Raw genomic sequence first — 12,475 nt, forward strand, 5'->3', positions numbered from 1 at the left:
CCATAGCCGCCCGCTCCCCTTCACCACCGAGACGCCCCCGTCCATGTCCCAGCCCCAACCCGCCGCCGGCCAGTTGCAGCGCGGCCTGAAGAATCGTCATATACAGCTGATCGCCCTCGGCGGAGCCATCGGCACCGGTCTGTTCCTCGGCTCGGCCGGGGTGCTGAAATCCGCCGGTCCGGCGATGATCCTCGGCTACGCCATCGCCGGCTTCATCGCCTTCCTGATCATGCGCCAGCTCGGCGAGATGATCGTCGAGGAACCCGTCGCCGGCTCCTTCAGCCACTTCGCCAGTCGCTACTGGGGCCGCTTCCCGGGCTTTCTCTCCGGCTGGAACTACTGGGTGCTCTATGTGCTGGTGGGCATGTCGGAACTCACCGCAGTGGGCAAGTACGTGCAGTACTGGTGGCCCGAGGTGCCGACCTGGGCCAGCGCCCTGGTGTTCTTCGTGCTGGTCAACGCCATCAACCTGTTCAACGTGAAGGCCTTTGGCGAGACCGAATTCTGGTTCGCGCTGATCAAGGTGGTGGCCATCCTCGGCATGATGGCCTTCGGGCTCTGGCTGCTGGTCAGTGGCAGCGGCGGTCCCGAGGCCTCGGTGAGCAATCTCTGGAGTCATGGCGGCTTCTTGCCCAACGGCTGGAGCGGTCTGTTCGCCGTGCTGGCGATCATCATGTTCTCCTTTGGCGGCCTGGAACTGGTGGGCATCACCGCCGCCGAAGCCGACCAGCCGCGCAGCGTGATCCCCAAGGCCATCAACCAGGTGGTCTGGCGCATCCTGATCTTCTATGTCGGCGCCCTGACCATCCTCTTGTCGCTGCATCCCTGGGACGAACTGGTGCGCAGCATCGGCGCCGGCGGTGACGACTACGCCGGCAGTCCCTTCGTGCAGACCTTCGCCCTGCTCGGCAGCGACACCGCCGCCCACCTGCTCAACTTCGTGGTGCTGACCGCGGCGCTGTCGGTCTACAACAGCGGCGTCTACTGCACCAGCCGCATGCTCTACGGCCTGGCCGAACAGGGCGATGCCCCGCGCGCCCTGCTGCGCACCAATCGCCGTGGCGTGCCGCTGCTGGGTATCGCGGTGTCCTCGGCGGTGACCCTGCTCTGCGTGGTGGTCAACTACCTGCTGCCGCAGAATGCCCTGGAGCTGCTGATGTCGCTGGTGGTGGCCTCGCTGGTGATCGCCTGGGCGCTGATCAGCCTGACCCACCTGAAATTCCGCGCCGCCCAGCGCCAGGCCGGGCGCACCTCGCACTTCCCGGCCTTCTGGTCGCCCTTCGCCAACTGGCTGTGCCTGGCCTTCGTCGGCATGATCCTGGTGCTGATGCTGCGCATCCCCGGCATCGCCGTCTCGGTCTATGCCATCCCGGTCTGGCTGGCCTTCCTGTTCCTCTGCTACCGGCTGCGCCGCGGCTGATCGCCACGGGTAGGTTGGGCTGAGACGGCTCCATCGTCGAAGCCCAACGCTGCCCAACTCGACCACCGCTGTTGGGCTTCGCTCTGCTCAGCCCAACCTACCCCTCTACTCGAACGGCACCCAGGGCCTTTGCGGCTTCATGATGATGCAGCCGTCCTCGCCCACCGCCCAGATGTCGTAGAAGCGATTGTCCACCAGTCGCGTGGCGGCACCGGGCACGGCCACCCGCTGGGTGCAGCTGTCGCTGTCGGCATCGTCGATCACCCCCAGATCCAGCAGGCGTTCGGCGATCATGAAGTTGCCCGGCGACAGGCCGAGGATGAAGGGCAGGACCGGCACCTGCTCGAAGGTCTTCTGCGCCAGCGGCAGCCAGGCCACCTCCAGCGGACCTCCGGTCCAGAGCAGCCGCTTGAGCGGCCGCAGCTCCGGAAGGCTGCTGAGGTCATGGTGCAGTTCCTGGACGAAACCGCGCTCGAAGGTCTTTTGCGCCGAGAGCACCTGGCCATAGGCATAGGCCAGCGACAGCATCCACAGCACGGGCAGCACCAGCAGCCAGGTCAGCCGTGGCTGGAGGCGCTCCAGCAGGTCGTGGGCCAGCAGCAGGGCCATGGTCAGGATGACCGCCAGGCCCATCAGGGTGCGCGCCTCGAGGATGAAATCGCTGAACAGCAGGGTGATGCCGGCCACGCAGGCGGCCAGCACCGGCAGCGTCGCGCCGTACAGCAGCAGGGGCAGCAGCGCCCGGCGGCCATAGGCGCGGGCATAGGTCAGGCCGCCCAGGCCATAGCCGATCGCCGCCAGCCCACCAAACAGCCACCACAGCCAGAGATTGCCGGGGGTGACCAGCAGGCCGACGCTCTGCAGCACCTCGCCCAGCCGATGCCAGAGCTCGGGCAGCACCTGGCCACCCACGCCGGCGTGCCGCGTGGTCGCCATCAGCTGATAGGCGGTGAGGAAGTAGAGGGCGCAACCCAGCAGCAACTGCAGGCCCTGGCGCAGCACCAGCCGCAGGGCCTGCGCCGGGGCCTCGCGGCGTTGCACGGCGCGGATGAACTCCAGGCAGCAGAGGCCGACGAAGACATTGAGGGCCACCTGGTAGAAGGCGATGGCCGCCGCCAGCAGCGCCGCCGGCACCAGCAGCGCCAGCACGGTGTGGCGACTGCGAAAGATCGCCGCATAGATCACCGCCACCAGACTCAGGGCCATGGTCGGGCCATCGTACTGGTAGGTCAGGTTGCCCAGCCAGAACGGCGAGAACCACAGCGGCAGCAGGGCCAGGCACTGGGTCGGTCGCGGCGCGCCGAAGCAGTGGCGGGCCAGATCGGTCAGGGCCCAGGTCGCGGCGGCGCAGGCGATCAGCAACGGCAGGGGAAAGAGGTTGAGGGTGCTGCCGCTGAAGGTCAGCAGCCGGTAGAAGACCTCGGTGAGCACCCGCCCCTGCTGGCGCCACTCCGGGCCGTTCTCCAGCTGGATGCGCCAGTTGTCGTCGACATAGGGAAAGTCGACCAGGATGAAGGGCAGGACGAACAGCAGCAGTGCGGAAAAGAACAGCGCCCGGGTCTGCACCGGGGTGAGCGTCTGGGGCATGGCGGCGGATCCGGATCCGGCTTCGACGGGAGACGCAGCCGCCACCACCCGAAGCGATAGCGGCGCCGGCTGCGTGGGGTCAGTCCTGCAGGGCCAGCTGGCAGATGCGCTCGCAGAGTTCGTCGAAGTCGATGCCCATGGCCGCGGCCGATTGCGGCAGCAGACTGGTGGCGGTCATGCCCGGCAGCGTGTTGACCTCCAGACACCAGAGCCGTCCCTCGGCGTCCAGGCGGAAGTCGGCGCGACTGTAGCCGTCGAGCTTGAGCGCCCGATGCGCGGCCAGGGCCAGCCGGCGCGCTTCCTCGGCGATCTCCGCGGAGACCTCGGCCGGAAAGACTTCCACCGCTCCCTTGGGCTGGTATTTGCTGGTGTAGTCGAACACGCCACTCTGGCCGAGGACGATCTCGCCCACCGCCAGTGGCTGGTCGCCCAGCACGCCCACGGTCAGCTCGCGCCCGGCGACGAAGCGCTCGATCATCACCTCGCGGTCATAGCGCAGCGCCAGCTCGATGGCCGGTTGCAGGTCCTCGGCGCGGTTGACCTTGCTCAGGCCCACGGTAGAGCCCTGCTGGCTGGGTTTGACGATCACCGGAAAGCCCAGGGTGTCGGCCACGGTCGCGGCATCCACCGGCGCCATCAGCCAGTCGGCGGTGGGTACGCCAGCGGCCCGGAACAGCCGCTTGCTGAGGTCCTTGTCCATGGCCACGGCGCTGCCCACCCGGCCGCTGCCGGTGTAGCGCAACTCGGCCAGGTCGAGCAGGGTCTGCAGGGTGCCGTTCTCGCCGGTCCCGCCGTGCAGGGCGAGGAACAGCAGATCCTGGTCGCCCAGCTGGGCACGGCTGAGCACCGCGCCGGCATCCTGGCCGCGCATCCGCACCAGGGCGGTCCGCTCCGGCGGTTCGAGGCCGACGCGGGCTTCCAGCAGGGCGCGCTCGGCGTCTTCATCGAGCAGCCCCAGGGCGGTGTCCACGGTCACCACCTGATGCCCGCGCCGGCGCAGCGCCGCCACCACCTGGGCACCGCTGGCGATGGACACGTCGCGTTCTTCGCTGGTGCCGCCGAGCAGGACCGCGATCTTCAGCTTGTCCTTGACCATCATTCGTCCTCGAAAACGTAGCTGCCGGGCGCGAGATTCTCGAACCGGGTGTATTTGCCGATGAAGGCCAGCCGCGTGGTGCCGATCGGACCGTTACGCTGCTTGCCGATGATGATTTCCGCCACGCCCTTGTACTCGGTTTCCGGGTGGTACACCTCGTCCCGGTAGACGAACATGATGACGTCGGCGTCCTGCTCGATGGCGCCCGATTCGCGCAGGTCGGAGTTCACCGGGCGCTTGTTCGGCCGCTGCTCCAGCGAGCGGTTGAGCTGGGAGAGCGCCACCACCGGGCAGTTGAATTCCTTGGCCAGGCCCTTGAGCGAGCGCGAGATCTCGGAAATCTCGTTGGTCCGGTTCTCGCCGCTGCTGCCACCGATCTGCATCAGCTGCAGGTAGTCCACCATGATCAGCGCCAGGTCGCCGTGCTCGCGCACCAGGCGCCGGGTGCGGGCGCGCATTTCCGAGGGACTGATGCCGGCGGTATCGTCGATGAACAGCTTGCGGTCGTTGAGCAGGTTGACCGCCGAGGTCAGTCGCGGCCAGTCGTCATCGTCCAGCTTGCCGGAACGCACCTTGGTCTGATCGATGCGGCCGAGGGACGAGAGCATCCGCAGCACGATGGAGTCGGCGGGCATCTCCAGGGAGAACACCAGGACCGCCTTGTCGGTGCGCAGCACCGCGTTCTCCACCAGATTCATGGCGAAGGTGGTCTTGCCCATGGAGGGACGGCCGGCGACGATGATCAGGTCGGCCGGCTGCAGGCCGCTGGTCTTCTCGTCCAGGTCGGCGAAGCCGGTGGACACCCCGGTGATGGCATCGCTGGAGTTGAACAGGGTATCGATGCGGTCGATGGCCTTGGTCAGGATGTCGTTGACCCCGACCGGCCCGCCGGACTTCGGCCGCGCCTCGGCGATCTCGAAGATCTTGCGCTCGGCTTCGTCGAGCAGCTCGTTGGCGCCGCGGCCTTCCGGGTTGTAGGCGCTGTCGGCGATGTCGGCGCTGATGCCGATCAGCTGGCGCAGGGTGGCCCGCTCGCGGACGATCTGCGCATAGGCCTTGATGTTGGCCACCGAGGGGGTGTTCTTGGCCAGCTCGGCCAGATAGGCCAGGCCGCCCACCTGGGGCAGCTGACCTTCGTTGTCCAGCTGTTCGGACAGGGTCACCACGTCGAACGGCTGGTTGCGCTCGGCCAGACGGGCCACGGCGCGAAAGATGAGTCTGTGGTCGTGGCGATAGAAGTCGCCATCGGACACCTGATCGAGCACGCGCTCCCAGGCGTTGTTGTCCAGCATCAGACCACCCAGCACGGCCTGTTCGGCCTCGATGGAATGCGGCGGGACCTTGAGGGCAGCGGTCTGCAGATCGTACTGCTCGGGCAGGGAAATCTCGTTCATGCGCAGGTCTTGGGCCCCCATTGCGGGCGGCGAAATGATTTTCGATAGGGCAGAAAAGACAAAGGGCACGTCACTGCCTTGGCAATGACGTGCCCGATTGTCGACAGACCGGCGCCGGGGCGCAAGTCCGCCAGTCAGGCGACGGCGCGCTTATTCAGCGACGACGACGACCTTGACGGTAGCTTCGACGTCGGTGTGCAGGTGCACTTCGACATCGTATTCGCCAACGCTGCGCAGGGCGCCGTTGGGCAGGCGAACTTCGCTCTTGTCCAGCTCAACGCCGGCGGCGCTGACGGCTTCGGCGATGTCGCGGGTGCCGATGGAACCGAACAGCTTGCCTTCGTCGCCGGAGTTGGCGGCGATGGTAACGGTCAGGTCGGCCAGCTTGGCGGCACGGGCATCAGCCTCGGCCTTCTTCTCGGCAGCCTGCTTCTCGAGCTCGGCGCGACGAGCTTCGAAAGCCTCGACGTTGGCAGCGGTGGCTGCGGTGGCCTTGCCCTGCGGCAGCAGGAAGTTACGGGCGTAACCGCCCTTGACGTTCACTTTGTCGCCCAGGTTGCCCAGGTTGGCGATCTTTTCCAGCAGGATGACATCCATTGAGTCTTTCCTCTTAACTTTTAACCTTCACCGTCCGCGGGCCCCTGCGGCTCTTGCGCGGACCGCCCACGGAAATCGAACACGCTATCGATCACAGCCAGAATCACCAACAACGGATAGATCAGCTGCCCGAACAGCAACAGCGTCACGTACAGCCCTACCAGCCAGAATCCTGCCAGGCGCTTGGCCGCCACCAGCCCGTGCAGCAGGGCGATGCCGGCAAAGGCCAGCGGCACGCTGCACAGCGGGGTCAGCAGGCCAAGCCCGCTGCCCAGGTTCGGCGCCAGCACCAGCAGGGCCAGGAGGCCGAGCGCGATGGCCGGACGCAGACGCAGGGCGCGAAATTCGCGACCGAACCCCTGGGGGTTGTACAGCGCCGCCTGCCAGTAGCGCCCGAGCATCAGGCACAGCAGGCAGGTGATCTGGAAGAACGCCGCCATCAGACCGGTCAGCACGGGCAGCAGCAACTGCTGCAACTGCGCCTGCTTTTCCGGCGGCAACTGCGCCGCGCTCGGGCCCAACACCTGGGGCAGCAGCCGACGGATTTCCTCCGCCAGTTGCGCGATGCCCTCGGCATAGACCTGGCCCAGCACCAGGGCGAAGACCAGCCCCAGGGGGACACTGGCCAACAGCACCCGGGTCCAGGACAGACTCTGGCGCAAGATGGCCGCCAGCAGCGTCGAACCCAGCAACACCAGCACGATGCTGGCATCACCCAGATACAGCCAGAACAGCGCTGGCAACAGGGCCCAGACCAGCACCCCGGCCGCCGCGGCAGGTCCCCGGCGCAACAGCACCAGGCTGCCACCGGCAGCGGTCATCCAGTACAGCAGCGGCACGACTGCACCCAGCACCACCACGAGGGTGGCTTGAGTACGGCCGCGCATGATGAACTCAGCCAGAGGCCGCATGCCGTGTTTATCCGTTATTCGTGATCAGGCGTCGATCAACGACCGTGGCTGTCGGTGTAGGGCAGCAGGGCCAGGTAACGGGCACGCTTGATGGCGGTACCCAGCTGACGCTGGTACTTGGCCTTGGTGCCAGTGATACGGCTCGGGACGATCTTGCCGGTTTCGGAGACGTAGGCCTTCAGGGTGTTGAGATCCTTGTAGTCGATCTCTTTCACGCCTTCGGCGGTGAAACGGCAGAACTTACGACGACGGAAGAAACGTGCCATGACAATGATTCCTCGCTAGATCCAGATTACTCGGCGCTGTCGGCGTCGTCGGAGTTGCCTTCGGCGGACTCGGACTCGGACTCGGCAGGACGCTCGCGACGCTCGCGACGCTCGTTGCGGTTTTCTTCGGCCTTGAGCATCTCGGACTGACCGGTGACGGCCTCGTCACGGCGCAGGATCATGTTGCGGATCACGGCGTCGTTGTAGCGGAAGTTGTCTTCCAGCTCGGCCAGGGCCTTGGCGCTGCACTCGATGTTCATGAGTACATAGTGAGCCTTGTGAACGTTGTCGATGGCGTAAGCCAGCTGACGACGGCCCCAGTCTTCCAGACGATGGACTTTGCCACCGTCTTCTTCGATAGCCTTGGTGTAGCGCTCGACCATGCCGCCCACCTGTTCGCTCTGGTCCGGATGAACCAGGAACACGACTTCGTAATGACGCATTTAATGCTCCTTACGGGTTGCAGCCTGCCGCGGAAACGCGGTCAGACAAGGAGTGAATAGTTCGGATGACTTGCCCTGCGGAATGCGGACGCACTCCGGGCAAGGGGCAACATTCTAGAGAAGGGCGTCGGGGGGCGCAACCGCAGGCATGACCGACGCGACCGCCGGGCAGCCCCAGGCACTCAGCGTTGCACGTCGGCCAGGGCCTGACGGATCTTGTTCAGGTCATAGGGCTTGATCAGCACCCCGACCCGCGCTTCCATGCCCGGCTCGCGCTCGAAGGCATAACCCGAGGCGACCACGATGCGCAGCGTCGGATCCATCGCCAGGGCGCGGCGGGTCAACTCGATGCCGGACATGCCGCCCAGCCCGATATCGGTGAACAGCACATCGTGTTCGCGTTGCGGCAGCAACTCGAGGGCGGCCTCCGCCGAGGCGACGGCCGTGACCTGGTGGTCCAGCTCCTCGATGACTTCGGTGGTCAGCATGCGCAGCGTGGCATCGTCTTCGACGAGCAGCACTCGCAAGCCTACCGGCTCCTGGATCTCCTGACTCACGCGGGCGTCCTCTTGTTGACAGGCCTCGCCCCGGCATTCCCGGAGCGAGGCCGATATTCTGCGCACTGCAGCGCGATTCGTATAGTGCGATACGCGCTGCGTCGGTACCCAGACGTTTCTTAGCGCGGGCTAGCTGGGCGCAGAGGCGCGTCTTTGACGCACGGCCTCGAACAGACAGACCCCGGTCGCCACCGAAACGTTGAGACTGCTGACGCTGCCGGCCATGGGCAGCCGGGCCAGATGATCGCAATGCTCGCGGGTCAGCCGGCGCATGCCCCTGCCCTCCGCTCCCATGACCACCACGGTCGGCCCGCTCATGTCGACGTCATAGATCTCCTGGGTCGCCTCACCGGCGGTCCCGACGATCCACAGGCCACGCTTCTGCAGCTTTTCCAGAGTCCGCGCCAGGTTGGTGACGGCCACCAGCGGCAGCACCTCGGCGGCCCCACAGGCGACCTTGCGCACCACGGCGGTCAGGGTGGCCGACTTGTCCTTGGGCACGATCACCGCCAGGGCTCCGGCGGCATCGGCGCTGCGCAGGCAGGCGCCGAGGTTGTGCGGATCGGTCACGCCATCGAGCACCAGCAGCAGCGGCGGACCTTCGGCCCGATCGAGCAACTCCTCGAGCATGGCCTCGCCCCAGACCTGGCTGGGGCTGACCTGGGCCACCACGCCCTGATGCACGCCTTCGGCCAGCTCGTCGAGCAACGCCCGCGGCTTGGTTTCCACCGCCAGGCGCTGACCGGCGGCCAGCTCCAGCAGGGCCTCGACCCGCGGCTCACGCCGCCCTTCGGCGATCCAGAGCTGCTTCACCCGCCGCGGGTGGAAGCGCAGCAGCGCTTCCACGGCGTGGATACCGTAGACGGTTTCCAGCTGGCTCATGCGTCATCCTTGGGGCGCGCCTGGCCCTTGCGATGAGGCTTCTTGGCCTTGGCCTTGGTCCTGCTCTTGGCCGCGGCCTGGGCCTGGCCTTCGACCTTGGGCTTGGCAGCCGACTTCTTCTTGGCGGCAGCGGCCTTGGCCTTCTTGACCTTGGCTTCCACCGCAGCGGCGCCTTCGGCAGCAGCACCCTGCGCCTGACGCTTCGCCGGAGCGGTACGCGCCTTGGCCGTGGCACTGGCCTTGCCCTTGGCAGTCTTGCCCTGAGCCGTGGTCTGGCCCTGGGCGCCGGCCTTGTCCTGACCGCCGGACTTGCCCTTGGCCTTGGGCTTGCCGCCCTCGACCTTGGCTTCCGCCAGCAGCGCCTGCTTCACCGCACGACTGCGCTTGACGTCGGTATTGCCCAGCAGCTTGTCGGCCTGCTCCAGCAATTCCGGCGACACCGAGGTGGCCGGGGCTTCCGGCGTCGGGGCGACGGCCTGGTCTTCCGCTGCCGGCGCCTCGCGGCGACGACCGCGACCGTCACGCTTGCGGCGCGGCTCGCGCTCTTCACGGACCCGCGGCGCGCCGGCCGAGGCCGGCAGCACGAAGTCGATCTTGCGCTCGTCCAGGTCGACCCGAGCCACCACCACCTCGATGGGATCGCCCAGGCGATAGCTGCGCCCGCTGCGCTCGCCAGAGAGGCGATGATGGACGCTGTCGAAATGGTAGTAGTCGTCCGGCAGCGCGGTGACGTGCACCAGGCCCTCGACAAAGACCTCAGACAGTTCGACGAACAGGCCGAAACCGGTCACCGCGGTAATGACGCCGGCATAGGTCTCGCCGACGCGATCCTTCATGAACTCGCACTTGAGCCAGTTGGACACGTCACGCGTGGCTTCGTCGGCGCGGCGCTCGGTCATGGAGCACTGCTCACCGAGCTGATCCAGGCGCAATTCGTCGTAGGGATAGATGCGCGCCTTGGCCATGCTCGTCGCGCCTGCGCGCTTGACGTGCTTGGTCTCCAGCTTGGAGCGGATGACGCTGCGGATCGCCCGGTGCACCAGCAGATCCGGATAACGCCGGATCGGCGAGGTGAAATGGGTGTAGGCCTCGTAGTTGAGACCGAAGTGACCGTTGTTGTCCGGGCTGTAGACCGCCTGACTCAGGGATCTGAGCATCACCGTCTGGATCAGCCGGAAATCCGGCCGCTCACGGATCTGCTGCAGCAGCGCCTGGTAGTCCGACGGCACCGGATTGGCCTTGCCCTTGGTCAGCGACAGACCCATCTCACCGAGGAACTGGCGCAGATTGGTCTGCTTTTCCAGGGGCGGCGCCTCGTGCACCCGGTAGAGGGCTGGCACCTTGTGCTTCTCGAGGAACTTGGCGGTGGCCACGTTGGCGCACAGCATGCACTCCTCGATCAGCTTGTGGGCATCGTTGCGCTGGGTCGGACGGATCTCCGAGATCTTGCGGTCGGCGCCAAAGACGATGCGCGTTTCCTGGGTCTCGAAATCGATGGCACCGCGCACATGACGAGCGGCCAGCAGCACCTTGTACAGGCTGTAGAGCTGCTCCAGGTGCGGCACCACGTCGCCGAGCTGCTTGCGCAACTGCTTGCCTTCGGCCGACTTGGGCTGTTCCAGCACCGCCGAGACCTTGTTGTAGGTCAGACGGGCATGGGAGTGGATGACCGCTTCGTAGAACTGGTAGCCGGTCATGCGCCCGGAAGCGGCGATGGTCATCTCGCAGACCATGGCCAGGCGATCGACCTGGGGATTGAGCGAGCAGAGGCCGTTGGAGAGCGCCTCCGGCAGCATGGGAATCACCCGCTCGGGAAAGTACACCGAGTTGCCGCGCTTTTCCGCCTCGGCATCCAGCGCCGAGCCGACCTTGACGTAGTGGGAGACGTCGGCGATGGCCACGTACAGCCGCCAGCCGCCGGACTTCTTGGCCTCGGCATAGACGGCATCGTCGAAGTCGCGGGCGTCTTCGCCATCGATGGTCACGAAGGGCAGCTGGCGCAGATCGATGCGCTTCTGCTTGTCCTTCTCCTCCACCTCGGGCTTGAGCTTGGCAGCCTCCTTCTCGACGGCCTTGGGCCATTCGTTGGGGATGTCGTAGCTGCGCAGGGCGACCTCGATCTCCATGCCCGGTGCCATGTAGTCGCCCAGGATCTCGACCACTTCGCCCTGGGCCTGGCGGAAGGTGGTGGGCCACTCGTCGATGCGCACCTGCACGAACTGGCCGTGAGCGGCGCCGCCGTGCTTGCCCTCGGGCACCAGCACCTGCTGACCGATCTTGGGATTGTCCGGCACCACGTAGGCCAGGCCGCTCTCCTGGAAGAAGCGCCCGACCAGGGACTCGTGCGCCCGGGTGACCACCTCGACCAGGCCGCCTTCGCGACGACCGCGCCGATCATGGCCGGCGACCCGCGCCAGGGCGATGTCGCCATCGAACACCAGGCGCATCTGCGCCGGGCTGAGGAAGAGGTCGTCGCTGCCGTCGTCGGGGATCAGGAAGCCGAAGCCATCGCGATGGCCGGCGATGCGGCCACGCACCAGGTCCAGCTTGTCGATGGGCGCATAGGCACCGCGGCGGGTGTAGATCACCTGACCGTCGCGCTCCATGGCGCGCATGCGGCGCCGCAAGGCTTCGAGCTGGTCTTCGGTGACGAGACCGAATTCTTCGGCGAGCTGTGGCCGTGTGGCCGGGGCGCCGCGATCGGCGAGATGAGCCAGAATGAGTTCGCGACTCGGAATGGGGTTATCGTACTTTTCCGCTTCCCGGGCGGCCTCGGGATCGAGGGATTGCCAATCGGCCATCAGTCTGGGGTTACCTTCTGTGTCTTGGTTCGGTAGGAACTGCCATGGCGCCTATTGAAACGTGAAAACCACGCAATAGTTAGCCTGGCATGCTCAATAAAATATTTTTCACAGCAGGGGTTTACAAGCAAACGCCCCCTGAGTAAAGTGCCGCCCCACGACGCCGTGAGCAATCACGACGCCGGAGATGAGCAATCATCGCCTTGAGTGCCCAGGTGGCGGAATTGGTAGACGCACTAGGTTCAGGTCCTAGCGGTGGCAACACCGTGGAAGTTCGAGTCTTCTCCTGGGCACCACTCATTATAGTCGATCGATTTGCAGATCGGTCGACGAAAAGCCGGCACTAGCCGGTTTTTTAATCCTGAAACCCGCAAGGGTGACGGGAAGCGACCAGAAGTCGCACTGCAGGCCCAGGTGGCGGAATTGGTAGACGCACTAGGTTCAGGTCCTAGCGGTGGCAACACCGTGGAAGTTCGAGTCTTCTCCTGGGCACCAATACCAAGCGGACGATCCCGGATCGG

11 protein-coding genes and 2 tRNA genes are annotated in these 12,475 nt (G+C 66.0%); 3 read left to right on the top strand and 10 right to left on the bottom strand.

The genetic code is table 11. The features are described from left to right. The first annotated feature begins 43 nt into the window (after positions 1–43). Positions 44–1,420 (top strand): amino acid permease, encoded by a 1,377-nt coding sequence (locus tag PSK12I2_RS0113470; protein ID WP_007161139.1) that lies wholly within the window; start codon positions 44–46, stop codon positions 1,418–1,420. 105 nt (positions 1,421–1,525) lie between these two features. On the opposite strand, the gene PSK12I2_RS0113475 is transcribed toward PSK12I2_RS0113470, so the two are convergent. The 10 genes from PSK12I2_RS0113475 to rnr all read right to left on the bottom strand — a co-directional run bounded on the left by PSK12I2_RS0113475 (position 1,526) and on the right by rnr (position 11,954). Beyond that, positions 1,526–3,007, bottom strand: coding sequence for a glucosyltransferase domain-containing protein (locus PSK12I2_RS0113475; protein WP_027598827.1), 1,482 nt, complete (start codon positions 3,005–3,007; stop codon positions 1,526–1,528). A 79-nt stretch (positions 3,008–3,086) separates the two neighbouring features. Further along, complete coding sequence (locus tag PSK12I2_RS0113480; protein ID WP_027598828.1) at positions 3,087–4,103, bottom strand: D-alanine--D-alanine ligase; 1,017 nt, start codon at positions 4,101–4,103, stop codon at positions 3,087–3,089. After that, a complete protein-coding gene (dnaB, locus tag PSK12I2_RS0113485; RefSeq protein ID WP_007161142.1) occupies positions 4,103–5,497 on the bottom strand; it encodes a replicative DNA helicase in 1,395 nt (464 codons plus the stop codon). Before dnaB ends, PSK12I2_RS0113480 begins: the two co-directional genes overlap by 1 nt. 150 nt (positions 5,498–5,647) lie before the next feature. Next, complete coding sequence (rplI, locus tag PSK12I2_RS0113490; protein ID WP_007161143.1) at positions 5,648–6,094, bottom strand: 50S ribosomal protein L9; 447 nt, start codon at positions 6,092–6,094, stop codon at positions 5,648–5,650. A 20-nt stretch (positions 6,095–6,114) separates the two neighbouring features. Further along, entirely contained in the window at positions 6,115–7,005 is an 891-nt protein-coding gene (locus tag PSK12I2_RS0113495; RefSeq protein WP_027598829.1) for a hypothetical protein, read from the bottom strand. Positions 7,006–7,040: 35 nt separating this feature from the next. Further along, positions 7,041–7,271 (bottom strand): 30S ribosomal protein S18, encoded by a 231-nt coding sequence (gene rpsR / locus PSK12I2_RS0113500; protein WP_007161145.1) that lies wholly within the window; start codon positions 7,269–7,271, stop codon positions 7,041–7,043. A gap of 26 nt (positions 7,272–7,297) precedes the next feature. Then, the gene (gene rpsF / locus PSK12I2_RS0113505; protein WP_007161146.1) at positions 7,298–7,714 is read right to left on the bottom strand and encodes a 30S ribosomal protein S6; all 417 of its coding nucleotides are present in this window, start codon (positions 7,712–7,714) and stop codon (positions 7,298–7,300) included. Positions 7,715–7,896: 182 nt separating this feature from the next. Next, the gene (locus PSK12I2_RS0113510) at positions 7,897–8,271 is read right to left on the bottom strand and encodes a response regulator (protein ID WP_007161147.1); all 375 of its coding nucleotides are present in this window, start codon (positions 8,269–8,271) and stop codon (positions 7,897–7,899) included. A gap of 129 nt (positions 8,272–8,400) precedes the next feature. Beyond that, positions 8,401–9,153 carry a 23S rRNA (guanosine(2251)-2'-O)-methyltransferase RlmB gene (gene rlmB, locus PSK12I2_RS0113515; protein ID WP_027598830.1) on the bottom strand — a complete coding sequence of 251 codons (753 nt, stop codon included), beginning with the start codon at positions 9,151–9,153 and terminating at the stop codon, positions 8,401–8,403. Next, positions 9,150–11,954 carry a ribonuclease R gene (gene rnr, locus PSK12I2_RS0113520; RefSeq protein ID WP_027598831.1) on the bottom strand — a complete coding sequence of 935 codons (2,805 nt, stop codon included), beginning with the start codon at positions 11,952–11,954 and terminating at the stop codon, positions 9,150–9,152. Before rnr ends, rlmB begins: the two co-directional genes overlap by 4 nt. Positions 11,955–12,163: 209 nt before the next feature. Between rnr and PSK12I2_RS0113525 the strand changes: the two genes are divergently transcribed. Beyond that, positions 12,164–12,250: transfer RNA gene (locus PSK12I2_RS0113525), tRNA-Leu, on the top strand. Between the two features lie 112 nt (positions 12,251–12,362). Further along, a tRNA-Leu gene (locus tag PSK12I2_RS0113530) sits at positions 12,363–12,449 on the top strand. Positions 12,450–12,475 lie beyond the last annotated feature (26 nt).

The organism is Pseudomonas sp. MOIL14HWK12:I2 (assembly GCF_000510745.1).
Taxonomy (GTDB): Bacteria; Pseudomonadota; Gammaproteobacteria; order Pseudomonadales; family Pseudomonadaceae; genus Chryseomonas; species Chryseomonas oryzihabitans.

What these genes read in the sequence shown, in the direction of transcription:
- PSK12I2_RS0113470 (WP_007161139.1), top strand. Translation starts at nt 44, where the DNA reads ATGTCCCAGCCCCAACCCGCCGCCGGCCAGTTGCAGCGCGGCCTGAAG.
- PSK12I2_RS0113475 (WP_027598827.1), bottom strand. Translation starts at nt 3,007, where the DNA reads ATGCCCCAGACGCTCACCCCGGTGCAGACCCGGGCGCTGTTCTTTTCC.
- PSK12I2_RS0113480 (WP_027598828.1), bottom strand. Translation starts at nt 4,103, where the DNA reads ATGGTCAAGGACAAGCTGAAGATCGCGGTCCTGCTCGGCGGCACCAGC.
- dnaB (WP_007161142.1), bottom strand. Translation starts at nt 5,497, where the DNA reads ATGAACGAGATTTCCCTGCCCGAGCAGTACGATCTGCAGACCGCTGCC.
- rplI (WP_007161143.1), bottom strand. Translation starts at nt 6,094, where the DNA reads ATGGATGTCATCCTGCTGGAAAAGATCGCCAACCTGGGCAACCTGGGC.
- PSK12I2_RS0113495 (WP_027598829.1), bottom strand. Translation starts at nt 7,005, where the DNA reads ATGCGGCCTCTGGCTGAGTTCATCATGCGCGGCCGTACTCAAGCCACC.
- rpsR (WP_007161145.1), bottom strand. Translation starts at nt 7,271, where the DNA reads ATGGCACGTTTCTTCCGTCGTCGTAAGTTCTGCCGTTTCACCGCCGAA.
- rpsF (WP_007161146.1), bottom strand. Translation starts at nt 7,714, where the DNA reads ATGCGTCATTACGAAGTCGTGTTCCTGGTTCATCCGGACCAGAGCGAA.
- rlmB (WP_027598830.1), bottom strand. Translation starts at nt 9,153, where the DNA reads ATGAGCCAGCTGGAAACCGTCTACGGTATCCACGCCGTGGAAGCGCTG.
- rnr (WP_027598831.1), bottom strand. Translation starts at nt 11,954, where the DNA reads ATGGCCGATTGGCAATCCCTCGATCCCGAGGCCGCCCGGGAAGCGGAA.